General features: G+C 65.0%; 25 protein-coding genes and 2 pseudogenes. 4 read left to right on the plus strand and 23 right to left on the minus strand.

Features of this window, described 5'->3' with window-relative positions; translation table 11 throughout:
* Window positions 1-44 precede the first annotated feature (44 nt).
* Window positions 45-1,379, plus strand: coding sequence for a 3-phosphoshikimate 1-carboxyvinyltransferase (aroA, locus tag LRS12_RS17355; protein ID WP_257845765.1), 1,335 nt, complete (start codon window positions 45-47; stop codon window positions 1,377-1,379).
* Window positions 1,376-2,014 carry a (d)CMP kinase gene (gene cmk / locus LRS12_RS17360; RefSeq protein ID WP_257845766.1) on the plus strand — a complete coding sequence of 213 codons (639 nt, stop codon included), beginning with the start codon at window positions 1,376-1,378 and terminating at the stop codon, window positions 2,012-2,014. Before aroA ends, cmk begins: the two co-directional genes overlap by 4 nt.
* Before the next feature lie 2 nt (window positions 2,015-2,016).
* Here cmk and LRS12_RS17365 read toward each other — a convergent pair whose 3' ends face one another.
* The 21 genes and pseudogenes from LRS12_RS17365 to rpsB all read right to left on the minus strand — a co-directional run bounded on the left by LRS12_RS17365 (window position 2,017) and on the right by rpsB (window position 19,496).
* Window positions 2,017-2,670, minus strand: coding sequence for a tetratricopeptide repeat protein (locus LRS12_RS17365; RefSeq protein ID WP_257845767.1), 654 nt, complete (start codon window positions 2,668-2,670; stop codon window positions 2,017-2,019).
* A complete protein-coding gene (locus tag LRS12_RS17370; protein ID WP_257845768.1) occupies window positions 2,670-3,047 on the minus strand; it encodes a cytochrome c-type biogenesis protein in 378 nt (125 codons plus the stop codon). Before LRS12_RS17370 ends, LRS12_RS17365 begins: the two co-directional genes overlap by 1 nt.
* A complete protein-coding gene (locus tag LRS12_RS17375; protein WP_257845769.1) occupies window positions 3,044-3,571 on the minus strand; it encodes a DsbE family thiol:disulfide interchange protein in 528 nt (175 codons plus the stop codon). The genes LRS12_RS17370 and LRS12_RS17375 overlap by 4 nt, the downstream gene beginning before the upstream one ends.
* Window positions 3,568-5,505, minus strand: coding sequence for a heme lyase CcmF/NrfE family subunit (locus LRS12_RS17380; RefSeq protein ID WP_257845770.1), 1,938 nt, complete (start codon window positions 5,503-5,505; stop codon window positions 3,568-3,570). The genes LRS12_RS17375 and LRS12_RS17380 overlap by 4 nt, the downstream gene beginning before the upstream one ends.
* Complete coding sequence (gene ccmE, locus LRS12_RS17385) at window positions 5,502-5,936, minus strand: cytochrome c maturation protein CcmE (RefSeq protein WP_257845771.1); 435 nt, start codon at window positions 5,934-5,936, stop codon at window positions 5,502-5,504. Before ccmE ends, LRS12_RS17380 begins: the two co-directional genes overlap by 4 nt.
* Complete coding sequence (ccmD, locus tag LRS12_RS17390) at window positions 5,933-6,064, minus strand: heme exporter protein CcmD (protein WP_257845772.1); 132 nt, start codon at window positions 6,062-6,064, stop codon at window positions 5,933-5,935. Before ccmD ends, ccmE begins: the two co-directional genes overlap by 4 nt.
* Window positions 6,061-6,777, minus strand: coding sequence for a heme ABC transporter permease CcmC (gene ccmC, locus LRS12_RS17395; protein WP_257845773.1), 717 nt, complete (start codon window positions 6,775-6,777; stop codon window positions 6,061-6,063). The genes ccmD and ccmC overlap by 4 nt, the downstream gene beginning before the upstream one ends.
* Before the next feature lie 68 nt (window positions 6,778-6,845).
* Window positions 6,846-7,172: a PilZ domain-containing protein gene (locus LRS12_RS17400; protein ID WP_257845774.1), complete on the minus strand. Its 327-nt coding sequence runs from the start codon at window positions 7,170-7,172 to the stop codon at window positions 6,846-6,848.
* A gap of 121 nt (window positions 7,173-7,293) precedes the next feature.
* Complete coding sequence (rpmE, locus tag LRS12_RS17405; RefSeq protein WP_257845775.1) at window positions 7,294-7,524, minus strand: 50S ribosomal protein L31; 231 nt, start codon at window positions 7,522-7,524, stop codon at window positions 7,294-7,296.
* A gap of 99 nt (window positions 7,525-7,623) precedes the next feature.
* Window positions 7,624-8,103, minus strand: a complete 480-nt coding sequence (gene fabZ / locus LRS12_RS17410) for a 3-hydroxyacyl-ACP dehydratase FabZ (RefSeq protein ID WP_257845776.1) — start codon at window positions 8,101-8,103, stop codon at window positions 7,624-7,626.
* Complete coding sequence (locus LRS12_RS17415; RefSeq protein ID WP_257845777.1) at window positions 8,100-8,711, minus strand: OmpH family outer membrane protein; 612 nt, start codon at window positions 8,709-8,711, stop codon at window positions 8,100-8,102. The genes fabZ and LRS12_RS17415 overlap by 4 nt, the downstream gene beginning before the upstream one ends.
* Entirely contained in the window at window positions 8,711-11,467 is a 2,757-nt protein-coding gene (bamA, locus tag LRS12_RS17420) for an outer membrane protein assembly factor BamA (RefSeq protein ID WP_257845778.1), read from the minus strand. Before bamA ends, LRS12_RS17415 begins: the two co-directional genes overlap by 1 nt.
* 71 nt (window positions 11,468-11,538) lie before the next feature.
* Entirely contained in the window at window positions 11,539-12,675 is a 1,137-nt protein-coding gene (locus LRS12_RS17425) for an RIP metalloprotease (RefSeq protein WP_257845779.1), read from the minus strand.
* Window positions 12,672-13,829: a 1-deoxy-D-xylulose-5-phosphate reductoisomerase gene (locus LRS12_RS17430; RefSeq protein ID WP_257845780.1), complete on the minus strand. Its 1,158-nt coding sequence runs from the start codon at window positions 13,827-13,829 to the stop codon at window positions 12,672-12,674. The genes LRS12_RS17425 and LRS12_RS17430 overlap by 4 nt, the downstream gene beginning before the upstream one ends.
* Window positions 13,829-14,608, minus strand: coding sequence for a phosphatidate cytidylyltransferase (locus tag LRS12_RS17435; RefSeq protein WP_374581691.1), 780 nt, complete (start codon window positions 14,606-14,608; stop codon window positions 13,829-13,831). The genes LRS12_RS17430 and LRS12_RS17435 overlap by 1 nt, the downstream gene beginning before the upstream one ends.
* Window positions 14,608-15,275, minus strand: a pseudogene (gene uppS, locus LRS12_RS17440) (polyprenyl diphosphate synthase). The gene LRS12_RS17435 and the pseudogene uppS overlap by 1 nt, the downstream one beginning before the upstream one ends.
* A gap of 68 nt (window positions 15,276-15,343) precedes the next feature.
* Complete coding sequence (gene frr / locus LRS12_RS17445; protein WP_257845782.1) at window positions 15,344-15,901, minus strand: ribosome recycling factor; 558 nt, start codon at window positions 15,899-15,901, stop codon at window positions 15,344-15,346.
* A 29-nt stretch (window positions 15,902-15,930) separates the two neighbouring features.
* Window positions 15,931-16,662 carry a UMP kinase gene (gene pyrH / locus LRS12_RS17450; RefSeq protein WP_257845783.1) on the minus strand — a complete coding sequence of 244 codons (732 nt, stop codon included), beginning with the start codon at window positions 16,660-16,662 and terminating at the stop codon, window positions 15,931-15,933.
* 104 nt (window positions 16,663-16,766) lie between these two features.
* Complete coding sequence (locus LRS12_RS17455; protein ID WP_257845784.1) at window positions 16,767-17,471, minus strand: TonB-dependent receptor; 705 nt, start codon at window positions 17,469-17,471, stop codon at window positions 16,767-16,769.
* Between the two features lie 143 nt (window positions 17,472-17,614).
* Complete coding sequence (gene tsf / locus LRS12_RS17460; RefSeq protein ID WP_257845785.1) at window positions 17,615-18,550, minus strand: translation elongation factor Ts; 936 nt, start codon at window positions 18,548-18,550, stop codon at window positions 17,615-17,617.
* A 103-nt stretch (window positions 18,551-18,653) separates the two neighbouring features.
* The gene (gene rpsB, locus LRS12_RS17465) at window positions 18,654-19,496 is read right to left on the minus strand and encodes a 30S ribosomal protein S2 (protein ID WP_257845786.1); all 843 of its coding nucleotides are present in this window, start codon (window positions 19,494-19,496) and stop codon (window positions 18,654-18,656) included.
* Between the two features lie 278 nt (window positions 19,497-19,774).
* Between rpsB and LRS12_RS17470 the strand changes: the two genes are divergently transcribed.
* Complete coding sequence (locus LRS12_RS17470; RefSeq protein WP_257845787.1) at window positions 19,775-19,990, plus strand: hypothetical protein; 216 nt, start codon at window positions 19,775-19,777, stop codon at window positions 19,988-19,990.
* On the opposite strand, the gene pssA is transcribed toward LRS12_RS17470, so the two are convergent.
* Complete coding sequence (pssA, locus tag LRS12_RS17475; RefSeq protein ID WP_257845788.1) at window positions 19,935-20,726, minus strand: CDP-diacylglycerol--serine O-phosphatidyltransferase; 792 nt, start codon at window positions 20,724-20,726, stop codon at window positions 19,935-19,937. The genes LRS12_RS17470 and pssA overlap by 56 nt on opposite strands.
* 10 nt (window positions 20,727-20,736) lie before the next feature.
* Window positions 20,737-21,469, minus strand: a pseudogene (locus LRS12_RS17480) (phosphatidylserine decarboxylase).
* Window positions 21,470-21,615: 146 nt separating this feature from the next.
* Here LRS12_RS17480 and LRS12_RS17485 point away from each other — a divergent pair.
* Complete coding sequence (locus LRS12_RS17485; RefSeq protein ID WP_257845789.1) at window positions 21,616-22,839, plus strand: NADP-dependent isocitrate dehydrogenase; 1,224 nt, start codon at window positions 21,616-21,618, stop codon at window positions 22,837-22,839.
* The last annotated feature ends 31 nt before the right edge of the window (window positions 22,840-22,870 follow it).

A 22,870-nucleotide genomic window follows, 5' to 3' on the forward strand; every position in this document is an offset into this window, starting at 1 on the left:
GCGCGCCTTGCCATAGCGCAAGCCCCCTGTCAAAGCCGCCGCCGATGAGTGCGCATTCTATCCTCCCCCTCGCCATTTCCGCTCGCGGCCCGCTGCGCGGTAGCGTCACCGTTCCGGGCGACAAATCGATCAGCCACCGGTCGCTGATGTTCGCGGGGCTGGCGGTCGGCGAGAGTCGGATCACAGGGCTGCTGGAGGGCGAAGACGTCCTTGCCACCGCTGCGGCAATGCGGGCAATGGGGGCGCAGATCGAGCGCGATGCGGACGGCATCTGGCACGTCGCCGGCGTCGGCGTGGGCGGGCTGCTCCAGCCGCAGACCGCGCTGGAGATGGGCAATTCGGGCACGTCTACCCGGCTCCTCATGGGCCTGGTCGCCAGCCATCCGATCACCGCGACCTTCACCGGCGACGCATCGCTGTCGCAGCGCCCGATGGGCCGCGTGATCGATCCGCTCTCGGCGATGGGCGCGGAGTTCACGTCGAGCCCCGGCGGTCGCCTGCCGCTCACCATGCGCGGCCTCTGCCCCGCGGTGCCCATCGACTATTCGCTCCCTGTCGCCTCGGCCCAGGTCAAGTCAGCAGTGCTCCTCGCAGGCCTCAATACGCCGGGCGTCACGCGCGTGATCGAACCCGTGCCGACCCGCGACCATAGCGAGCGGATGCTGCGCGGCTTCGGTGCCGAGCTGACGGTCGAGGAAACGCCTCAGGGCCGCATCATTGCGATTCGCGGTGAGGCGGAGCTGAAGCCGCAGCAGATCACCGTCCCCGGCGACCCTTCGTCCGCCGCATTCTGGATGGTCGCCGCGTCGATCGTCCCAGGCTCCGATATCGTCATCGCCAATGTGGGGCTGAACCCGACTCGCACGGGCATCATCACCGCGCTCAAAATGATGGGCGCCGACATCACCGAGCTGAACGCGCGCAACGTGGGCGGCGAGCCGGTCGCCGATCTTCGGGTCCGCCACGCCCCGCTCACCGCAATCGAGGTGCCGCCCGACCTCGCCCCCAGCATGATCGACGAATACCCGGTGCTGTTCGTCGCCGCGGCGTTCGCCAGCGGGCGCACCGTCGCGCGTGGGGCGGAGGAGTTGCGCGTCAAGGAATCGGATCGAATCGCGGCGATGGTTGCCGCGCTCGAACCCAATGGGGTCCAGCTTGAGGAGTATGAGGACGGCCTCGCCATCCACGGCAATGGCGGCGAGCTGCTGCCCGGCGGCGCACAGATCGCCTCAAAACTGGATCATCGTATCGCGATGAGCATGGCGGTGGCTGGACTCGGCGCGCGCGATGCGGTGACGATCGACGATGCCAGCCCGGTCGCGACCAGCTATCCGGGCTTTTTCCCCACTCTCGACCGACTGACCGACCACCAGCCATGATCATCGCCGTCGACGGACCCGCAGCTTCCGGCAAAGGCACCATCGCCCGCGCGCTGGCGCGCCATTTCGCCCTGCCTTATCTCGATACCGGCCTGCTCTACCGCGCGGTTGCCGCCACGGTACTGCGCGATGAACAGGACCCAACACAGGAGGCCGACGCGGTCGCGGCGACCAGTTTCGACGACCTGCTGCTCGCCGATGAATGGCTGCGCACCGATGAGGTCGGCAAGGCCGCCTCGATCGTTTCGGCGCACCCTTTGGTTCGCGCCGCCTTGCTTCAGCGGCAAAAACGATTCGCAGTGCAACCCGCCGGGGCGATCCTGGACGGGCGCGATATCGGCACGGTCATCGCCCCCGACGCCGACGCCAAGCTGTTCGTCAAGGCGACCCCGATGATCCGCGCACGCCGCCGCCATGCCGAACTGCGCAAGAGCGGATCAGGGGTTAGCCTCGACCGGGTCCTCGCCGATATCCGCGCCCGCGACGAACGCGACAGCAAGCGCACCGAAGCGCCGCTGATCGCCGCACCCGATGCTGCCGTGCTGGACACCAGCTTTCTGTCGATCGAGGCGGCGGTGCAAAAGGCGATCCAGCTGGTCGAGGCGCAACTGGCGCAAAAGGCAGCAGCGCGCTGACCTTATTGTGCGGGGGCCTGAGCTGCCCGCGCACGGATCGCCGCGAGCATCTGGATCTGGATCAGTGCGCGGGCGATGTCCGCACGATACTCCGCACGCTCAGGCGCGAACTGATAGGCACGCTGCAATAGCGGTACCGCCGCCTCCGGCTGCCCTGCTCGAGCCTGCGCCATGCCATAGAAGAAGAACGGCCCGGGATGCCCGGGGGCCAGCGTCGTCGCACGCCGAAATGCGAGCCCCGCAGCGGGCGACATCGTCCCCTGATCCGCTTCGACCAGCGTCATGCCAAGCCATGTCCACAGCGCCGCATTTTGCGGCTCCTGTCGCACCGCGCCCAGCATCATCCGCGCCGCGCTATCGGGATTTCCGGTGCGGATCAGCGCGTCGGCGGGGAAGAATGCGGTATCGAGCGAGGTGAAGCGCCCAAACATCGCTCCGCGCAGTTCGCGCATCCGCGCTACGCCCTCGTCATCGACCGCAGCCTTCTTGCTCGCCGCTGGTGCCCCCGCGAGCCCAGGTTTCGCCTGAAGCGCATAACCGGTCGCGCCGAGCATCAGTGCCGCCGCACCAAAGCTCCACAGGGCGCGCGGCGCGCCGAACAGTCCGAGCAGTCCGAACGCGGTCGCCCCAACCAGCGCGAGCATCACCCATCCCATCAGCCGCGCCTCCTGCGGAAACTGCCGCGCGCGATCCAGAGGCCCAGCGCGAGCAACAGCAACGGTGTGAACCACAAAGGCGCTGTGGCCCAGCTCAATGGCGGGTCATAGGTCACATAGCTGCCATAACGTTCGATCAGCCACGCGCGGACATCGTCGGGCTTCTCTCCCGCTGCGATCTTCTGGCGCACAACGCGGCGCATGTCGGCGGCCATCGACACGTCGCTGTCCGCAATCGACTGGCCTTGGCACACCAGGCAGCGCAGCTCGAACATCAGGTCCGCCGCAGCTTGCTCCTGCCGCGCATCGGGCAGCTGTGTGTAGCCGAGATCGGCGGGTGCCCCTGCGGCCAGGGCAATGGCGAGGATCAGGCTCATCGCGCGGCCTCCAACGCCGCGAGCAGCTTCGGCACGTCATCCTCGCGGATATCGCCGATATGCTGCATCGCGATCCGCCCCTGCCCGTCGATCACGAAGGTCTCCGGAACGCCCGACGAGCCGAGTCCGATCTGTACCGCGCGCTGCCGGTCGTCGCCGACCCGCGCATAGGGGTCGCCATGTCGCGACAGGAATGTCGCCACCGCCTCAGGCGTGTCGGCGATCGCGACCGCGTCGATCTGCACCCCGGCGGCCTTGAGCTTCATGAGCTGCGGTGCCTCGGCAATGCACGGTACGCACCAGCTGGCAAAGACGTTGAGCAGACGCGGCTTGCCGGTGGCAAGGTCGGCGCGGGTCAGGCCCGACTTGCCCTGCACCATCGCGGGCAGGGCGAACTCGGGCAGCGGCTTGCCGACCAAAGCCGACTTGACCACCGCCTCACCAGGTCCGCGCAGGCCGAAGATCGCGACGCTAATCAGCGCGGCAAAACCGATCAGCGGCAGCCACAGCTTCCAGCGGCTCATTCCGCCTCCTCCCGCCGCCGCGCATTGCGCCGCTCGCGGAACAGCCGCCCGAACAGCGACAACGCGCCGCCGAGCGCAATCAGCCCGCCGCCGAACCAGATCAAGGTCACGAACGGCTTCCACCACAGCCGCAGCTGCCAGCGCCCCTGCGCATCCTGCTCCCCCAGCACGGCATAAAGCTGCCCGTCCCAGCGGGTCCGGATCGCCGCCTCGGCGGTGTCGGTGGGGGGCGATGCGTAGAAGCGGCGTTGCGGCCGCAGCAGGATCGCCGGGCCGTCATCGCGGCGGGCAGTCACCCGCCCCTCGATCGCCGACCAATTGTCGCCGATCGCCGGGCCCACCCCATCAAGCACCACGCGCCACGGCCCGACCTGATAGGGCTGGCCATAGGTTGCCGCGACCAACCGCTCCTTGGTGAAGGCACTGTCCATCGCCATCCCGGCGAGACTGACTGCGACACCGAAATGCGCGATCACCATGCCCCAGGTGAAAAGCGGCGTACGCAGCAGGTTACGCTTCCACAGCGGCGCGAAGCTCGCGATCGTCAGACCGGCGGCAAGCCCCAGCGCAACGATCTCCATCCACCCGGTGCCGGGTGCCAATACGAAGGTTGCCGCCATCGCCAGCATAGCCGCAGCGACCGGCACGGTCAGCTTGCCCAGCACCGCATTGGCATTGTCGCGCCGCCATTTGAGCAGCGGCCCCACGGCCATCGCCGCGACCAGCAGCAATGCGATCGGCCCGGCAGTCTTGTTGAAGAAGGGCGGCCCGACCGAGAGTTGCTCGCCCATCGCCTGCGCAACGATCGGATACAGGGTACCGATCAGCACAATGCCGAGAATGACGGTCAGCAACAGGTTGTTGAGCACCAGTCCGCCCTCGCGGCTCAGCGGATCGAACCCCTGCCCGGCCCGGATCGTACCTGCCCGCAACGCGAACAGCAGCAGCGCTCCACCGATGTAGAGTGCGAGCAGCACCAGAATGAACGACCCGCGCGTCGGATCGACCGCAAAGGCATGGACGCTCGTCAGAATACCCGAGCGGACCAGAAAGGTGCCGAGCATCGACATCGAAAAGGCGACCACCGCAAGCATCAGCGTCCAGGCGCGCAGCCCGTCGCGCGCCGCCAGGACATTGACCGAATGAAGCAGCGCCGTCGCGGCAAGCCACGGCATCAGCGACGCATTCTCGACCGGATCCCAGAACCACCAGCCGCCCCAGCCCAGCTCATAATAGGCCCAATAGCTGCCTGCCGTGATGCCGATCGTCAGGAACACCCAGGCCGCAAGCACCCAGGGCCGCATCGCGCGCGCGAACGCCGGGCCGACCACCCCCGTCAGCATCGCGCCCACCGCGAAGGAAAAGGCCACCGACAGGCCGACATAGCCGAAATACAGCGTCGGCGGGTGGAAGGCGAGACCGGGATCCTGCAACAGCGGGTTGAGACCCAGCCCGTCCAGCGCCGGCGGATCGAGCCGGGTGAACGGGTTCGAAGCGATAAGCAGGAAAGCATAGAAGCCCAATGCAATCGCCGCCTGCGCGCCCAAAGTCGCGGTCAGCGTCGCGCGATCAAGCTGCCGCTCCAGCAACGCAATCGCTCCGCCCGACAGCGCCAGCACGGTGACCCAGAGCAGCATCGAGCCTTCATGGTTCCCCCATGCGCCCGCCACCTTGTAGAGCATCGGCTTGGCCGAATGGCTGTTCTGCGCAACCAGCAATACCGACATGTCTGACTGGACGAACAGAGTGATGAGCAGCGCAAAGGACAGTGCGGCAAGCAGCCCCTGAACGATTGCCACCGGACGGACCGCCGCGATCAGGTCATTCCCCGACGCGCTCGAATGCAGCCGCAACCCCAGCGCCGCCGCGACCAGTTGGAGCAGCGCCAATGCCGCTGCGAACCACAATGCCGCCAGCCCAGCTTCGGCGATCATCGCCCCATGTTCCCGGGCGCGGGCATCTTGTCGGCGATCTCGGGCGGCATGTAGCGTTCGTCATGCTTGGCGAGCAGATTGTCGGCGGTAAAGCTGCCGTCCGCCTCGAACTTGCCTTCGGCCACGACGCCGGAATTTTCCTTGAACAGGTCCGGGGCGACGCCGGTGAAGCGCACCGGCACTGTCCCGCCATTGTCCGCGACGATGAAGGAAATGGTGATCCCGTCGGCCAGCTTCTTGATACTGCCCGCCTGCACCATGCCGCCGAGTCGTACCGCCTTGCCTGGCTGGGGTGCTTTCGTGGCGAGGTCGCTGGGGGTGTAGAAAAACGCAGCCTGATCGCGCAGCGCCGACAGCGCCAACCCGCTCGCCCCGCCGATCGCGGCCAGTGCGAGCAGCCCGAGGATCAATCGCTGGTGCTTCGCCTTCATCGCCGGTCCCTCAATGCTTCAGAAGCGGCTTCGGCGCGGCGCATCCCAACCCAGCTTGCCAGCGACAGACCACCAATGCCCAGCGTCACAACCGCATAGGCGGCAATAATAAACGGCCAGTGGTTCATGCCGTCATCCGCCGCATCCGCGCCTCGACGCGCTGCTCCGCCAGGATTGCACGCATCCGCATCAGGACGATGCCGCCGAACAGTAGAGAGAAACCGGGGAGCGTCAGCAGCAGCGGCCACAGCATCGAATCATGGATCGTCGATTTGGTCAGCGTCAGGCTCTGCCCCTGATGCAACGTGTTCCACCACACTACCGAATAGCGAATCACCGGCAGCAGTACCGTTCCTGCGATCCCGAACAGCGCCGGAATGCGCCCGTCCCCGCCCCGCTCGCGGTCGGCACGTTCAAGCGCAATCCACGCGATATAGATGAAGAACAGCAACAGCATCGACGTCAGCCGCCCGTCCCATTGCCACCACGTACCCCAGGTAGGCCGCCCCCAGATCGCCCCGGTAATCAGGCATAGCGCGGCAAACATCGCCCCGACGGGCGCCGTCGCACGCGCCGCAACCATCGCCAACGGATGCCGCCACACCAGATAGGCAAAGCACGCAATTGCCAGCGCGCTCCACCCCCCCATCCCCAGCCACGCGCTCGGCACATGGATGTAGAGGATGCGGACGCTTTCCTTTTGCAGATAGTCGGGCGGCGTCTGCGTCAAGCCGCCCCAGGCACCGACAAGCGTCAGCAGCAACCCGCTCCAGAACAGGATGGGCGTCAGCGGGCGCGCGATCTTGAGGAAGCGCGTGGGGTTGGCGAGTGCATGGATCACGGCGTTTGGCCGCTCTTAAGCGGAAACGCCGACGAGTCCAAACAGGATGTGCGGGTTTGCGCGCCTCTTCAGGAAACCAGCAGTTCGAACTCGTCCTCGCTGAGCGGGATCTGGAACTCCAGCCCGGCTTCGAAGTCGTTCGACCACACCACGCGCGCCGCCCAGTGGCCGACATGCGGCAGCGTCAGCCAGATCATCGAATCGCGGCGCACGGCCGAGTAGGTCTCGATCTTGGCACCGTGGGTCGACAGGTCGACCACCTTGCACAGTGCGCGGTCGAGACCACCGCGGCCGACCTTGGCGTCGAGCGACACCGGCGCACGCGGCGCGCGGCGGCGGCCGAGCACTGCCGGTTCGAATTCTGCGGTGATGCTGCGTTTGCCCGTCGAAACCATGCGCCAAACCTAGGCGACGATGGCTAATGCCGCGTTAACGGCTTTCCAGCGCAAACGGCCCGCCCCGGGGTCCGGGACGGGCCGCTCTATCGGGTTCGACCGGGCGCAGCGCCCGTAACGCTCACTTCTTGGAGAGCGAGAGTCCGCCGAAACGCTTGTTGAAGCGCGCGACCTGGCCGCCGCTATCGAGCAGGTGGCCGCGGCCGCCGGTCCAGGCCGGGTGCGCCAACGGATCGATTTCCAGCTGCATCACATCGCCTTCCTTGCCCCAGGTCGAGCGAGTCTCGTACACGGTACCGTCGGTCATCTGGACCTTGATCATGTGATAATCGGGGTGCGTATCGGCCTTCACGGAAAATTCCTTCTGGATTAGCCACCGGTTTCCGACCGGCAGCGGACGCGGCGCGTTACACGGCACCGCGTCAGAATGCAATATGGTGGGCAGCGCGGTTTAGGCCGAGGGTGGATCGGCGATCATCGCGGTAAATTCGCACTCGGTGGCCAGGTCGTCGCCCAGATACGCCTTGCCGGAGAACTTGCAGATGCGCGAACGCTTCTGGACGAACTCAACCTCAAGCCGGAGCAGCACGCCCGGCTCGACCGGCTTGCGGAACTTCACGCCGTCGATCGACATGAAATAGACCAGCTTGCCGGTACCCGCGAGGCCGAGGCTCTCAACCGCGAGCACACCCGCCGCCTGCGCCAGCGCCTCCACCTGGAGGACGCCGGGCATGATCGGCCTTCCGGGGAAATGCCCCTGGAAGAACTCCTCGTTGATCGACACCGCCTTGATCGCGACGATGCGCTCGTCGGGGATCAGCTGTTCGACCCGATCGACAAGCAACATCGGATAGCGGTGCGGAAGAGCCGCCATCACCCGTGTCACGTCGAGCGGGCCGATCGCGGCCTTTCCTTCGGCGGCGTCGCTCACCGGCCGGTGGGTGCCGGCTGGGTCGGCTGTGCCGGTTGCTGCTGCGGCGGCGGAGCGACGGTCTGAACGCTCGGCAGCTGCTGGTTCAGCGCGGCGAGGACCGCATCGGTGATGTCGATGTTGGTCGCCGCATACAGCACCGAATCCTTCGCCATCGCGATATGCGCGCCGCGCTGCTGCGAAATCTGCTCGATAACCGGCACCATCCGCTGTGCAACCTGCTGGTTCACATACTGGACGTTGCGCTGGAACGTCTGCTGACGCTCGCTGAACTGCTGCTGCGCGGTCTGCTGGCGCTGCTGGAACGCCTGGATACGTGCGGTAAGCGCTGCATCGGGCTTGCCATTTGCTGCCTTGAGCGCGGCCTGAAGCGCGGTTTCCTCAGTCTGGAGCGGCGTGCCCTGCTGCTGCGCATATTGCTGCAACTGGGTGCGCTGCGCCTGGAGCTGAGTCGCTGCGGCGGTACAGGCGGTGCAGCTGCTCATGATGCGTTCGACATCGACGATCGCGACCTTGGTGTCGACGAGCGCCTGCGCGGCGGCGGCGCCAGCGCCGAACGTCGCGCCCGCAGCGGCGATCACCGCGAGAATGGTCTTGGTATTACGCATTAGAATGCAGTCCCTACGTTGAAGGTGAAGAGTTTCGTATCGTCGCCTTCCTGAGTCAGGAAAGCGTGTGCCAGATCGAGCCGCAGCGGGCCGAACGGCGAGTTCCAGTTGACGCCGACGCCGACCGACAGGCGGGGCTTGGGCGAGTTGCCGAGGAATCGTTCGAGGAACGGATCGGTCTGGAGGTTGTACCGGGTGTTGATCGAGGTCCCAGAACACGCCCCGCCCAACGTCGCAGCGAAACCGACACTACAGGTCGTAAGCTGCCCCGGCGCGACGCTGTCGGTGATCGGAACCGCAAAGAGGGGGTTTCCGTTCCCGTCGAACTGCGGCGTCTCGATCGGCAAGAGCGAGGGCGATCCGTCGGCGTTGAACAACGGGTTGCCCGCGCCGTCCGTCGCCTGTGCGAAGTTCGCCGTCTTGTTCGGCGCGCGAACTCCCCAATTGGCACCCGCCATGAGGAAGATCGACGGGCGAATCCCCATCTCGCGCGCGCCTGCACCCAGCGGGATTTCCAGCTCAAGCTTGCCGAGATAGTAAGCGCGACCGCCGATCGCGTCGTCGAAGATCTGGTCTTCGTCGACGATCAGCGTCTGATTGCCACTCGCCACGGTTCCGGTGAACCCGATGCGCTGAATACGCGGGCCGACGCCGCGAATATCGAACCCGCGGAACTGCGGCTCACCCAGGAAGAAGCGGTCGGTGATCCGGACCGGATCGACGCCGGGTGCGCCATCCTCGAGGCTGTGGATATAGCCGCCCTCAAGCCCCGCCGAGAAGATGAAGCCGCTGCCGATGTTCCAGTATTTGTCGGCATCGAAACGACCGCGCAGATACTTCACGTCGCCGCCAAGACCCGCGAAATCGGTGCCCAGCACCAGCCGCTGACCGCGGGTCGGACGCAGACGGCTGTTGAGGCTGTCGTAAATCAGCGACAACCCGACCGCAGACGTCCAGCGATTGCCCAGCGCTTCGCAGAGATAGCGACCGGCCTTGAGCGGATCGCACGCACCGTTGGTGAAGAAGGTGTTCTCGTCCAGCGACACCGCGTCATGGGTGAGCGAATAGCGGCCCGACAGCGTCCAGAATTCGGTCAGCGGCACGCCGAGCACCACCTGGCCGCCGGTCGAAACCTGCTCGTAAGTGGTGCGGCGATCGGTGCCCAGATAGTTGAACGAATTATAGTCGCGGCGGAACAGCGTGCCGCCCAGCGCAACATTCTGGTCGAACAGATACGGTTCGGTGAAGCCCAGCTCGACCGACTTCGAGTAGCTCGAATAGTCGGCCGACAGGCGCAGGTCCTGCCCCTTGCCGCGGAAGTTGCGCTGGCGCACCGAGCCCTGGAAGATGAACCGCTCGAGGCTCGAGAAGCCCGCCGACAGCGTCAGCTCGCCGGTTGACTTCTCCTCGACATTGGCAGTCAGGATCACGCGGTCGGGTGCCGACCCTTCCTTCTGCTCGATCTCGAACTTCTCGTTGAAATAGCCGAGCGAGTTGATGCGGTCCTGCGAACGCTTGACCAGGAAGGTGTTGAAGGCGTCGCCCTCGGCCAGGCGCATTTCGCGGCGGATCACCTTGTCCTGCGTCTGGGTATTGCCGGTGATGTCGATCCGCTCGACATAGGTGCGGCGCGCCTCGGCGATGTTGAAGTTGATCGTCATCGTCAACTTTTCGCGATCGCGATTGAAGTCCGGATTGACATTCGCAAAGGCGTAGCCGAACGCGCCCGCCGTCTCCGACAGCTGGTCGATTGTGTCCTCGACCAGCTTGGCGTTGTACCAATCGCCCTCCTTCATCGCCAGGCCCTTGGCCAGCGCGGTGTCGTCGAAGTCGCGGATGTTGCTGTCGACCGTGACCGGCCCGAACTTGTAGCGTGGCCCTTCCTCGATCACATAGGTGATGATGAAGTCGCGCTTGTCCGGGGTCAGCTCCGCGACCGCCGAAACGACGCGGAAATCGGCATAACCCTGGGTCAGGTAGAATTGACGCAGCTTCTGCTGGTCATAGGCCAGTCGGTCCTGGTCGTAGCTCGTGTTGGAGCTTAAAATGCTGGTCAAACGCGACTGTTTGGTCGCCATTTCACCGCGCAATTTGCCGTCCGAAAACTGCTCGTTGCCGATGATGTTGATCTGGCGGACGCGCGATTTGGGGCCTTCGCGCACCTCGAACACCACGTCGACGCGGTTCTGGTCGAGACTGACCATCTTTGGTTCGACGCTCGCGGCGAAACGGCCCTGGCGGCGATACAGCTCGATGATCCGGGCGACGTCCGCCCGCACTGCGGTGCGGGTGAACATCTGGCGCGGAGCGAGCTTGATTTCCTTGACGATCTTGTCGTCCTTCAGGCGCTTGTTGCCCTCAAGGATGACGCGGTTGATCACCGGATTTTCGCGCACGCGCAGTACGATGTCGCCCGACTCAACGCCCTCGATCGTCACGTCGGCAAGCAATTCGCTTGCCAGCACGTCACGGATCGCCTGGTCGAGGCTTTCGGTGGTGTAGGTCTGGCCGACACGCAGGCGCGTGTAGGACAGCACCGTCTCCGGCTCGAGCCGCTGGGTGCCGTCGACCCGCAATGTGCGAATGGTCCGCGTCTCAAGCGCCTCGGGGGCCGGGGCGGGCTGTTGCGCGGCCGGAGCGGAGGCTGGCGCCTGCTGGGCCTGCGCGGCTGTGGCGAGCGCGAACAACGTCGTGCCGGCCATCAGGACCGCGGAGGCGCGCGCGCCGAATTTCGTAACCTTGAGTGCCGTCACCATCCCACCCCAGTCGGATTTAAGAGATTTTGGTCGGAAGCATGCGTCCGTATGCACGCCCTGCCCCAACCGGTTCAGCCGATCAACCCGGCCAGGCTTCTCCACACGCCAAATGCGCCCAGATCGTTGAATGTAACCAGCAGCATCAACGCCAGTATCGCAATCATCCCGCCGCGAAATGCCCATTCCATCACCTCAGGCTCGACGGGTTTCCGGCGCAGCGCTTCGACCGCATAGAACAGAAGATGGCCGCCATCCAGCACCGGGACTGGCAGCAGGTTAATGAACCCCAGATTTATCGAGATGAGCGCGGCCATGATGACGAACTGCTCAAACCCGAGCGAGAGCATCTCGCCGGAATATTTGGCGATTCGCAACGGCCCGCCCAGCTCGCTTACCGGAACGCGACCCAAGATAAGCTGACCCAGACCGTCGATCATCGTCCCGACCAGAGACACGGTGCGGTTGAATCCGACCACCGGTGCCTGCCACCAGGCGACAGGCGTACGGATCACCTCGCCACTCGGCGCGATGCCCAGGATTCCTCGGCTTGTCTCGTTCCCGAACCGGTCCTTCTCGACCCGGCGGCCGATCACTGCCTCGGTGCTCGCAGGCTGGCCGTCGCGCACATAGTCGATCCGCACCTTCAATCCCGCACGCAGCGAGGTGAAGTGCATCAGGTCCTCGAATGTTTCGACCTGCCGCCCGCCGATCGCAACGAATCGATCGCCGGGCCTTAGTCCTGCGTTCGCTGCGGGCGTGTTCGGCTGGATCGCCCCCGCCACGGCTGGCATTTTCGCCTCGCCATAGACGCCCGCAAACGCACCGAGAATCGCGATCGCGACGACAAAATTGGTGATCGGCCCCGCCGCGACGACAATCGCGCGCTGCCACAGCGGCTTGGCCTGAAAGGTTTGGGCACGCTCCGCCGCAGGCAGCGCGAGCCACTCTGGACTGGGCTGTCCCGCCGGGTTCATGTCGCCCGCAAACTTGACGTAACCGCCCAGCGGCAGCCACCCGAACTTCCACCGTGTCCCGCGCTTGTCGGTGAACCCGGCCACTTCGCGCCCGAAACCGACCGAAAATGCTTCTGCCTTGATCCCGAACCAGCGACCGGCAGCGTAATGACCCAGCTCATGCACGAACACGAGCGGCCCGATGATCAGGATGAAGGCGATCAGGTAGAGAAAGAAACCGGGGTTTTCGGTCAAACTACGCAGTCCTTCACACGCTCGCCCGCCAAAATCCGCGCCTCCGCGTCGATCGCCAGCACCTGATCGAGCGTTTCCGGCGCGGCCGGGTCATAGCGATCAAGGGTATCCGCGACGATTGCGGCAATTTCAAGAAATCCGATCCGTCGCGACAGGAACGCCGCAACCGCGACTTCGTTCGCCGCGTTCAAGATCGCTGGACGCGCCCCGCCCGCCGCCAGCGCCTCGCGCGCCAGCCTGAGGCATGGGAAGCGCTCATAGTCCGGCGCTTCGAAATCCAGTCGCCCGATGGTGGCAAGATCAAGGCGCTGGCACGGCGTTTCCATCCGTCGTGGCCAGGCGAGCGCGTGCGCGATCGGCACGCGCATATCGGGCGAGCCCAACTGCGCCAGCACCGATCCGTCGACATATTCGACCATCGAATGAATCACCGACTGGCGATGGACAATCACGTCGAGCTGCTCGGGCGTCACCGGGAACAGGTGGTACGCCTCGATCAACTCCAGCCCCTTGTTCATCATCGTCGCCGAATCGACGCTGATCTTCGCGCCCATCGACCAGTTGGGGTGCGCCACCGCCTGTTCGGGCGTGATCCCCTGCATCTCGGCAAGAGACCGTTCGCGGAATGGCCCGCCGCTCGCGGTCAGGATGATGCGTGAGACGCGATCCGCATTCTGCGTCTCAAGGCACTGAAATACTGCGTTATGCTCGGAATCAACCGGAAGCAGTGTCGCGCCGGTGGCCGCAGCGGCCTGCATTACGACTTCGCCAGCCGAAACCAACGACTCCTTGTTCGCCAGCGCGACCGCCTTGCCGCCCTCCAGCGCTGCCAATACCGGCTTCAGCCCGGCGGTCCCGACGATCGCCGCCATCGTCCAGTCCGCTTCCATCCGCGCGGCATCGCACACCGCGTCGGGACCGGAAGCAACGGCAATCCCGGTCCCGGCGAGTGCATCGCTCAACGCCTGGTGGCAGCTTGCGTCGGCTACCACTGCGGTTCGCGCGTGTACGCGCTTTGCCGCCGCGGCCAGCCGCTCGACGTCGCAATTGGCGGTGAGGGCGACGACTTCGAATGCCAGCGGCTCTCGCTCGATCAGGTCGAGCGTCGAAGTGCCCACTGACCCGGTCGCGCCCAAAATGGTAACGGTCTTCATCAAAGTCCCTGGATCAACACGAGCAGGGCGGCGATCGGTGCGACCGGGACCAGCCCGTCCAGCCGGTCGAGCACGCCGCCATGTCCCGGCAGGACAGTCCCCGAATCCTTGACCCCCGCCCGACGCTTGAGATGGCTTTCGTACAAGTCGCCCGCCTGTGCGACCACCGCAAGCAGGGGCGTCGCGAGCGCAAGCGCCATCGGCAGTTCCCAGAGCGTCAGCAGCAACCCGAACCCCGTGGCGGCGGTGACGCCCCCGGCAAGTCCGGCCCAGGTCTTGTTGGGGCTGACCGCCGGCATCAGCTTCGGCCCGCCAATTGCGCGTCCGGCGAAATATGCGCCGATATCGCATGCCCAAACCAGCGCCATCGCCCAGAATGCCAGCATGAGCCCGTTGGACTGCTCGCGCAGAAAGATCAGCGCCAGCACCGGCACGCCGACATAAATCGCGCCTGCCCCCTGCGCTCCGCTGCGCGTCACGCTGGCAAGGAAGAAGGCCGCACCCAATGTCAGCCCCAGCGCGAGAAAGCCGGGCCCTGCGGCGAGCGGCGAAAGGATTGCGAGGGGGACCATCAACGCATATTGCGCGAGTCGCTTCTGTTCTGCGCTCGCACCGTGCAGCCCACCCCATTCATGGATCATCACGAGCGCGCCCAGCGTTACCAGCAGCCAGAAGGCGAATCCGCCGAACCACAACGCCGCAGCGGCGATGACGATCAACGCGATCCCAACTACCGCACGGGTGCCAAGATCAGCGTTCTTCCGGGGCGGAACGTCGATCACAGCCCTCCGAACCGGCGCTGACGCCGCCCGAATTGCGCGATCGCATCGGCCAGCGCGTCGCCGTCGAAATCGGGCCACAAGGTCTCGACGAACAGCAATTCGGCATAGGCCGCCTGCCACAGCAGGAAGTTGGACAGCCGTTGCTCGCCCGACGTGCGGATCAACAGGTCGAGCGGGGGAGGTCATGGGTGGTCAGCGCATCGCTGAACATCGCCTCATCGATTGCTTCCGGGGCGACTTCACCTGCCTTGGCCGACGCCGCCAGCCGCCGCGCCGCTGCGACGATCTCCGCCTGCGCGCCATAGTTGAGCGCGATAACCAGGGTCGCGCCGCTATTGACCGACGTGCGCGCGATCGCCTCGTCGATCATCGCGACGAGATCACCCGACAAGGCATGGTAATCGCCGATCACGCGCAGCCGCACATTCTCCGCGACCAGATCCTTGAGTTCGTTCTTCAGGAAATGGCGCAGCAACCCCATCAGGTCGCGCACTTCCTCTTCGGGCCGCCGCCAATTCTCCGACGAGAACGCATAGAGCGTGAGCACCTCGACCCCCTGCTCGCGCGCCGCCTTGGACACGCGACGCACCGCCTCCACGCCCTGCTTGTGCCCGGCGATGCGCGGCAGCCGCCGGGCCTTCGCCCAGCGACCATTGCCGTCCATGATGATGGCGACGTGGCGGGGAACGGCCCCGCCTTCCGGGCCAGCCGGAAGAGGCGCGGAGGCCGCAGTCACTTGCCGAGGATTTCCTTTTCCTTCGCCGCCGCAGCAGCGTCGATCTCCGCAATCGTGGCGTCGGTCAGCTTCTGGACCTCGCCCTCGTGGCGCTTGCGGTCATCCTCACCGAACTCGCCCTTCTTCTCGTCGGTCTTCAGGCTGTCCATCCCATCGCGGCGCACGTTGCGCACCGCGATGCGGGCGTTCTCCGCATATTTGCTGGCCAGCTTGGCAAGTTCCTTGCGGCGCTCCTCGGTCAGGTCCGGGATCGGCAAGCGCAGATTCTGCCCGTCGACGATCGGGTTGAGACCAAGCCCGGCGGACCGGATCGCCTTGTCGACCGGGCCGACATTCGACTTGTCCCACACCTGCACCGACAGCATGCGCGGCTCGGGCGCCGACACCGTCGCGACCTGATTGAGCGGCATATGCGATCCATAGACCTCGACCGTCACAGGCTCGAGCAGCGTGGTACTCGCGCGACCGGTCCGCAGTCCGCCCAGATCATGCTTGAGCGATTCGACGGCGCCGTTCATCCGGCGCTCCAGATCGGCCTTGTCATATGCGGCCATAGGTCAGATTCCTCTTATTCTGTCTTAACTTAAGCGGATACGGGCTGGTTGCGGACGATGGTCGAGGTGCCCTCGCCACGCAAGACCGCTTCCAACGTGCCTTCGTCGCGAATGTTGAACACGACAATCGGGATATCGTTGTCGCGGCACAGGGCCACCGCCGTCGCGTCCATGACCTTCAAATTGTCGACCAACACGCGATCGAACGTCAGTTCCTCATAGCGGGTCGCATCGGCGACCTTCTTGGGATCGGCATTGTACACGCCATCGACGCTGGTGCCCTTGAACAGCGCGTCGCAATTCATCTCGGCGGCGCGCAGCGCGGCGGTGGTGTCGGTAGTGAAGAACGGTAGGCCAGTGCCCGCGGCAAAGATGACCACGCGACCCTTCTCCATATGCCGCATCGCCTTGCGCCGGATATAGGGTTCGCTGACCGACGCCATCGGGATCGCCGACTGGACGCGGGTATCGACGCCCAGCCGCTCGAGCGTGTTCTGCATCGCCAGCGCGTTCATCACGGTGGCGAGCATGCCCATATAATCGGCGCTCGCCCGCTCGAACCCCTGCGCCGCGCCAGCCAGCCCGCGAAAGATATTGCCGCCGCCAACGACCATGCAGATCTCATACCCCGCCTCGGTCGCCGCCTTCACCTCACGCGCGACGCGCTCGCAGGTGGCGGGATCGATGCCGAACTGCCCCTGCCCCATCAGCACTTCGCCGGAGAGTTTGAGGAGGATGCGTTTGAAGCGTGGCGCGGTCATCTGGCCCTAATGTCTGTCGGGGGTTGGGAGCGGCGCGGACCTTAGGCGCGGGCGCGGGGGAAGCCAAGCGGGGAAACCGCCACCGATGCGACGCGAACGACCAGTCAGCGCTTCGGGACGATCACCAGCTTGTACGGGATGTAGAGCAGCACATCGGACGGCCCCGCCCGTGTCCACAGGACCGGCATATTCAGCCCCTCGATCGTCACCGCATATCCCGCGCCCATCCGCTCCGACAAACTGCGGGCGTCGGCCATCACGCTTTCGGCAATCTGAAGCCGGTACTGGTCCGGCCCGACGATCGACAGCGACGAATCGCCGCTGATGTCCATCTGTGCGCGGCCGACCTCGGGAACGGCATCGACATAGGCTTCGATCCGCTTTTCCGCGCTCGCTCCGCTCTCCTTGCCGCCGAGCGGTGCCTTGACCAGAAATTCGACCTTCTGGCTGTCAGGGCGATTGTCGTTGGACAGCGTGACCTCGTCGAGATTGGCAACGGTCAGCGGCGTCAAGATATAGTCGCCGAACGCCAGCTGGACGCCATGCTTTCCCGCCATCTCGACCGCGCGGGCCAGCATCTGGCGGATTTCGGTCCCGCGCAGCTTGGGATCGCGCGTGTCACCGCGAATTGCGACTTCCTGAACCAGAAAGTCGGCGGTCCGGCGCAGGCCTACCGCGGGCATGTCGCGCTCATAGCTATCCTGCTCGACCCGGCTGCCAGTGACCACGACCTCTTGCGACGCAAGGTCCTGCGCCACCACGGGAAGCGCCACGCCCAGCGCAGCAATCGCCAGAACTGCCTTGATCATCGCCCCCTCCCCGATCCGTGTTGTTTAAGAGCTTCTGCGCCGAACTTCCCGGAGTCAATCACGTGAGATTGGGCGGCGCGGCCCCAGCAAAAAGGGCGCGGCCAGCGATGGCCGCGCCCTCCTTTTCCCTCAGGGTCGTGCGATCAGCCAGCCGCAGCCGCCGTCGCCGCGACTTCCGCCGCGAAGTCGCTCTCTTCCTTCTCGATTCCTTCGCCGAGCTGGAAGCGGACGTAGTCGACCAACTTGATCGACGCGCCGGCGTCCTTGCCCGCCTGGGCGATCACGTCGCCGACCGGGGTCTTGCCGTCCATGACGAACGCCTGGGTGAGCAGCGCGTTCTCCTTCTTGAACTTCTCGACCGGGCCGTTGAGGATCTTGGCAGCGACCTCTTCGGACTTGCCGACGATCTTGTCGGCGTTCTTCTCGCGCAGGATCGCGGCTTCACGCTCGACGACCTCCGGGTCGAGGTCTTCGATCGACAGCGCCAGCGGGAAGGCAGCGGCGATGTGCATCGCGATCTGCTTGCCCAGCGGCTCCAGAACGTCGACGCCCGCGTCCGATCTGAGCGCGACGAGCACGCCGATCTTGCCCAGACCCGGGGCGGCAGCGTTGTGGACGTACGGGATCACCGCGCCGTTGGTCACTTCGACCTTCTTCGCGCGACGCAGCACCTGATTCTCGCCGATCGTCGCGATGTTGGCGACCAGCACTTCGTCGATGGTGCCGCCGGTGATCGCCTGAGCCTTCAGCGCCTCGAAGTCATCGATGCCCTGCTCCAGCGCAACGCCGGTCACTTCGCGGACAAAGCCCTGGAAGATTTCGTTCTTCGCGACGAAGTCGGTCTGCGAGTTGACCTCGACGGCCACGCCCTTGGTGCCCGCGACGGCGACGCCGACCAGACCCTCGGCCGCAGTGCGGCTGGACTTCTTGGCAGCGGCGGCCAGGCCCTTCGAACGCAGCCAGTCGGTGGCCGCTTCGATGTCGCCGTTATTCTCGGTCAGCGCCTTCTTGCAGTCCATCATGCCGGCGCCGCTCTTCTCGCGCAGTTCCTTGACGGCTGCTGCAGTGATCTCGGCCATGTCTAATTCCTCGTGTCTAAGCGGTTTGCTTCAAATATGGTGCGGGCGGGACAAAGCTTAAACGCCCTGCCCCGCCCCCATTACGGTTCGATGACCACAGCGCTTACGCGTCGATCTGGCGCTCGCCCTCGGCTGCGGTTTCCGGGTCGGTCGATGCGGCCGGAGCTTCCGGCTCGGCTTCGACGGCCGGGGCCGGCTCGACGATGGCGGCTTCGACCGGCGGAACTTCGGCCGCGCCGAAATCGCCGCTGCTCATCTGCGCCTGGTTGTTGCCGCGGGTCGCCGCGATGGCGACGGCTTCGCAGTACAGGCGGATCGCGCGGCTGGCGTCGTCATTCGCCGGAACCGGGAATGCGATGCCGTCGGGCGAGACGTTCGAATCGAGGATCGCGACGACCGGGATGCCGAGCGTATTGGCTTCCTTGATCGCCAGCTCTTCCTTGTTCGCGTCGATCACGAACATGATGTCGGGAACGCCGCCCATGTCGCGGATGCCGCCGAGCGACAGCTCGAGCTTGTCCTTCTCGCGCGTCAGGTTCAGCACTTCCTTTTTGGTCAGGCCGTGCGTGTCACCCGACAGCTGCTCTTCGAGCGTCTTGAGGCGCTTGATCGAGTTGCTGATGGTCTTCCAGTTGGTGAGCATGCCGCCCAGCCAGCGATGGTTGACGAAATGCTGGTTCGACTTGCGCGCTGCTTCGGCAATCGCGTCCTGCGCCTGGCGCTTGGTGCCGACGAACAGCACCTTGCCGCCCGAAGCGACGGTCGAGCTGATGAAGTCCAGCGCGCGCGCGAACAGCGGGACGGTCTGCGACAGGTCGATGATGTGCACGCCGTTGCGGTCGCCGAAGATATACGGCTTCATCTTCGGGTTCCAGCGATGCGTCTGGTGACCGAAGTGTGCGCCCGATTCGAGCAACTGCTGCATGGAGACGACTGGAGCCGCCATAGGGATAAGTCCTTCCGGTTGAGCCTCTGGGAAGCGAGTGACCGTGAGCCAAAAGGCCCGCAGCACCGGGTTATGTTGCTTCCCATGCGGGGGTGAGGCGGCGCGCTTAGTCGAGATTGCGGCGGAGCGCAAGAGAACAAAAATGGATCGCGTCGCTTGACATGCGGAACGTTAACGGAACATAAAGGGTTCAACAGGCGGACAAGGAACCTTTGCCCGTCGCCAGGCGTCGAGAATCATAACGATTCCAGTCGCTTATCAGGATTCGGGAGGCCGATATGGTTGCTGTTCTTGCCGCGCTGCTGTTCACCACCGCGTTTGCCGTGTCGATCTGGGCGATGTTCGTCACGATTGCGCCTCGCCTCGATTACATGCGCGCACTGATGCTGGGTAAGACGGTGCCCGCCCCCGCCCCGGTTAATGCCGCGCGTGTTCGCGTTATGCCGCGGGCGGCACCGCGCCGGGTGCCGACACCGCTGCGAGCGGCTGCATAGTCCGGCGATAGGCGCGAATGCTGAAGGGCAACGTCGCGAGATAGGCGATGCACACCAGTGTCAGCGTCTGCCAGGGCACCGTGACCAGCGCGGCGAGCAGGATTGCAACCATCACCAGCGCCTCGAACCGGACGTTCCGGCGCAGGCGCAGCGATTTCCACGAGTAGGTGGCCAGGCTCGACACCATCAGCAATCCGACAAATGCGACCCAGGGGGTGACGATCCAGGGCGAACGCGCCAGCTCCTCGCCGCTCCACAGCCAGATATAGAGTGGAAGCATGGCGAGCCCGGCACCCGCCGGTGCCGGTATGCCGGTAAAGAAGCCGGCCAGCTTGCGCGGCTGGGCATCGCTGTCGATCTGCGCATTGAACCGGGCAAGCCGCAATGCGCAGAATACGGCATAGAGCAATGCGACGATCCAGCCGACCTTGGGCGCGTACATCAACGCCCAAAGATACAGGATCAACGCCGGCGCGACGCCAAACGAGATCGCATCGGACAGGCTGTCCAGTTCTGCCCCGAACCTGCTCTCGCCGCGCACCATGCGCGCCACCTGTCCATCGATCCCGTCAAGCAATGCGGCGATCAGGATCATCAGGACCGCCCGTTCCCAATTCTCGCTGATCGCGTAGCGAACCCCGGTCAGCCCGGAGCAAAGCGCCAGCGCGGTAATGGCGTTGGGCGCGATCGCGCGAAGCGGGATGCCACGCCGCAGAGGTCGGGGACGAAGGCTCATCGAGGACGCCTCACTGGGCGACGCCCTCTGCCGCGCGTCCGCCCTTGAGCCCGACGAGCGTCTCGCCGGCAAGGCAACGCTGGCCAAGCGCGACCTGGGGCGCATAATCGTCGGGCAGGAACACGTCGACCCGGCTGCCAAAGCGGATCAGGCCGAAACGTTGCCCCGACGCGACGATGTCGCCTGGCTTGACGAAAGTCACGATGCGGCGCGCGACGAGGCCCGCGATCTGCGTAAATCCGACACGGGTTCCGTCATGCGTCTCCATCACGAAATGCTGGCGCTCATTTTCCTCGCTTGCCTTGTCAAGATCGGCGTTGAGGAACTTGCCCGCGATATAGACGACCTGGCGGATCGTCCCGGCCATCGGGGTGCGGTTGATATGGACGTCGAATACGGACATGAAGATCGAAACGCGCACACGGGTCGTTTCGTTCAACCCTTCCGGCCCGGCGATTTCCCGCGGCACCGGCACCCGCTCGATCATCGTCACCAAACCATCGGCGGGCGAGATGATCATCCCCCTCCCCCTGCGGGGTCACGCGGATTGGGTCGCGGAAGAAGGCGGCAACCCAGATAGTCAGGCCAATCAGCGCAAATCCAAGCTCGTCCCAGATCGCGAAGAGGAACAGCGTGGTGATCGCCGCAGAGATCAGCACATATTTGCGACCCTCCGGATGGACCGAGGGGAAGCGCCACTTGACGGTGTTGGTGACGGCGGGCGGGGTTTCGAGTGAGGACATGGGCGGGGTCTAGCTGTGTCATCCGCGCAACACAATCCTGTGTGGCGGCGTGGCGATACCGTTATCCGCCAATGCTTGATCGCACGCGCGCTTGCTCCTAGACGCACCGCCAAACCCCTTCCTCCCAGATGAACAGGAAAGCGAGCATGGCGAAGATCAAGGTGAAGAACCCAGTCGTCGAGATCGACGGCGACGAAATGACCCGGATTATCTGGGAATGGATCCGTGAACGCCTGATCAAGCCGTACCTCGACATCGACCTGAAATATTACGATCTCGGCGTCGAGAAGCGCGACGAGACCAACGACCAGATCACGATCGACGCCGCTAACGCGATCAAGCAATACGGCGTCGGTGTGAAGTGCGCGACGATCACCCCCGACGAGCAGCGCGTCGAGGAATTCAACCTCAAGGAAATGTGGAAGTCGCCCAACGGCACGATCCGCAACATCCTGGGCGGCGTGGTTTTCCGCGAGCCGATCGTGATCAGCAACGTGCCGCGCCTGATCCCCGGCTGGACCAAGCCGATCGTCGTCGGTCGTCACGCATTCGGCGACCAGTATCGCGCGACCGACTTCAAGGTCCCCGGCGCCGGAAAGCTGCGCCTCGTCTTCGAGGGTGCCGACGGCCAGGTCATCGACCGGGAGGTGTTCAATTTCCCCGGTTCGGGTGTCGCGATGGCGATGTACAATCTCGACGATTCGATCCGCGATTTCGCGCGCGCATCGTTCAACTACGGCCTCAACCTCGGGTGGCCGGTCTATCTGTCGACGAAGAACACCATCCTCAAGGCCTATGACGGGCGCTTCAAGGACCTGTTCCAGGAAGTGTTCGAGACCGAAGGCTTTGCCGAGAAGTTCAAGGACGCCGGCATCGTCTATGAGCATCGCCTGATCGACGACATGGTCGCGTCGGCGCTCAAGTGGAGCGGCGAGTTCGTGTGGGCGTGCAAGAATTACGACGGCGACGTCCAGTCGGATCAGGTCGCACAGGGCTTCGGCTCGCTCGGCCTGATGACCTCGGTCCTGCTCTCGCCCGACGGCAAGACGGTCGAGGCGGAAGCGGCGCACGGCACCGTCACCCGCCACTATCGCCAGCATCAGCAGGGCAAGGCGACCTCGACAAACCCGATCGCGTCGATCTTCGCATGGACCGGCGGCCTCAAGTTCCGCGGCAAGTTCGACGACACGCCCGAAGTGACCAAGTTCGCCGAAACGCTGGAGCGCGTCTGCATCCAGACCGTCGAGAGCGGCAAGATGACCAAGGACCTCGCGCTGCTGATCGGCCCGGACCAGCCGTGGATGACCACCGAGCAGTTCTTCGAGGCGATCCGCCAGAACCTCGAAACCGAGATGGCGACCTGGGCGTAAGCCTTACTGCCGTCGGCAAGGAAATGGGCCG

The organism is Sphingomonas sp. J344 (assembly GCF_024700005.1).
Classification (GTDB): Bacteria; Pseudomonadota; Alphaproteobacteria; order Sphingomonadales; family Sphingomonadaceae; genus Sphingomonas.

Coding starts and splice junctions, on each gene's coding strand:
- aroA (WP_257845765.1), top strand. CDS start 45: ATGAGTGCGCATTCTATCCTCCCCCTCGCCATTTCCGCTCGCGGCCCG.
- cmk (WP_257845766.1), top strand. CDS start 1,376: ATGATCATCGCCGTCGACGGACCCGCAGCTTCCGGCAAAGGCACCATC.
- LRS12_RS17365 (WP_257845767.1), bottom strand. CDS start 2,670: ATGGGATGGGTGATGCTCGCGCTGGTTGGGGCGACCGCGTTCGGACTG.
- LRS12_RS17370 (WP_257845768.1), bottom strand. CDS start 3,047: ATGAGCCTGATCCTCGCCATTGCCCTGGCCGCAGGGGCACCCGCCGAT.
- LRS12_RS17375 (WP_257845769.1), bottom strand. CDS start 3,571: ATGAGCCGCTGGAAGCTGTGGCTGCCGCTGATCGGTTTTGCCGCGCTG.
- LRS12_RS17380 (WP_257845770.1), bottom strand. CDS start 5,505: ATGATCGCCGAAGCTGGGCTGGCGGCATTGTGGTTCGCAGCGGCATTG.
- ccmE (WP_257845771.1), bottom strand. CDS start 5,936: ATGAAGGCGAAGCACCAGCGATTGATCCTCGGGCTGCTCGCACTGGCC.
- ccmD (WP_257845772.1), bottom strand. CDS start 6,064: ATGAACCACTGGCCGTTTATTATTGCCGCCTATGCGGTTGTGACGCTG.
- LRS12_RS17400 (WP_257845774.1), bottom strand. CDS start 7,172: ATGGTTTCGACGGGCAAACGCAGCATCACCGCAGAATTCGAACCGGCA.
- LRS12_RS17415 (WP_257845777.1), bottom strand. CDS start 8,711: ATGCGTAATACCAAGACCATTCTCGCGGTGATCGCCGCTGCGGGCGCG.
- bamA (WP_257845778.1), bottom strand. CDS start 11,467: ATGGTGACGGCACTCAAGGTTACGAAATTCGGCGCGCGCGCCTCCGCG.
- LRS12_RS17430 (WP_257845780.1), bottom strand. CDS start 13,829: ATGAAGACCGTTACCATTTTGGGCGCGACCGGGTCAGTGGGCACTTCG.
- frr (WP_257845782.1), bottom strand. CDS start 15,901: ATGGCCGCATATGACAAGGCCGATCTGGAGCGCCGGATGAACGGCGCC.
- pyrH (WP_257845783.1), bottom strand. CDS start 16,662: ATGACCGCGCCACGCTTCAAACGCATCCTCCTCAAACTCTCCGGCGAA.
- LRS12_RS17455 (WP_257845784.1), bottom strand. CDS start 17,471: ATGATCAAGGCAGTTCTGGCGATTGCTGCGCTGGGCGTGGCGCTTCCC.
- tsf (WP_257845785.1), bottom strand. CDS start 18,550: ATGGCCGAGATCACTGCAGCAGCCGTCAAGGAACTGCGCGAGAAGAGC.
- rpsB (WP_257845786.1), bottom strand. CDS start 19,496: ATGGCGGCTCCAGTCGTCTCCATGCAGCAGTTGCTCGAATCGGGCGCA.
- LRS12_RS17470 (WP_257845787.1), top strand. CDS start 19,775: ATGGTTGCTGTTCTTGCCGCGCTGCTGTTCACCACCGCGTTTGCCGTG.
- pssA (WP_257845788.1), bottom strand. CDS start 20,726: ATGAGCCTTCGTCCCCGACCTCTGCGGCGTGGCATCCCGCTTCGCGCG.
- LRS12_RS17485 (WP_257845789.1), top strand. CDS start 21,616: ATGGCGAAGATCAAGGTGAAGAACCCAGTCGTCGAGATCGACGGCGAC.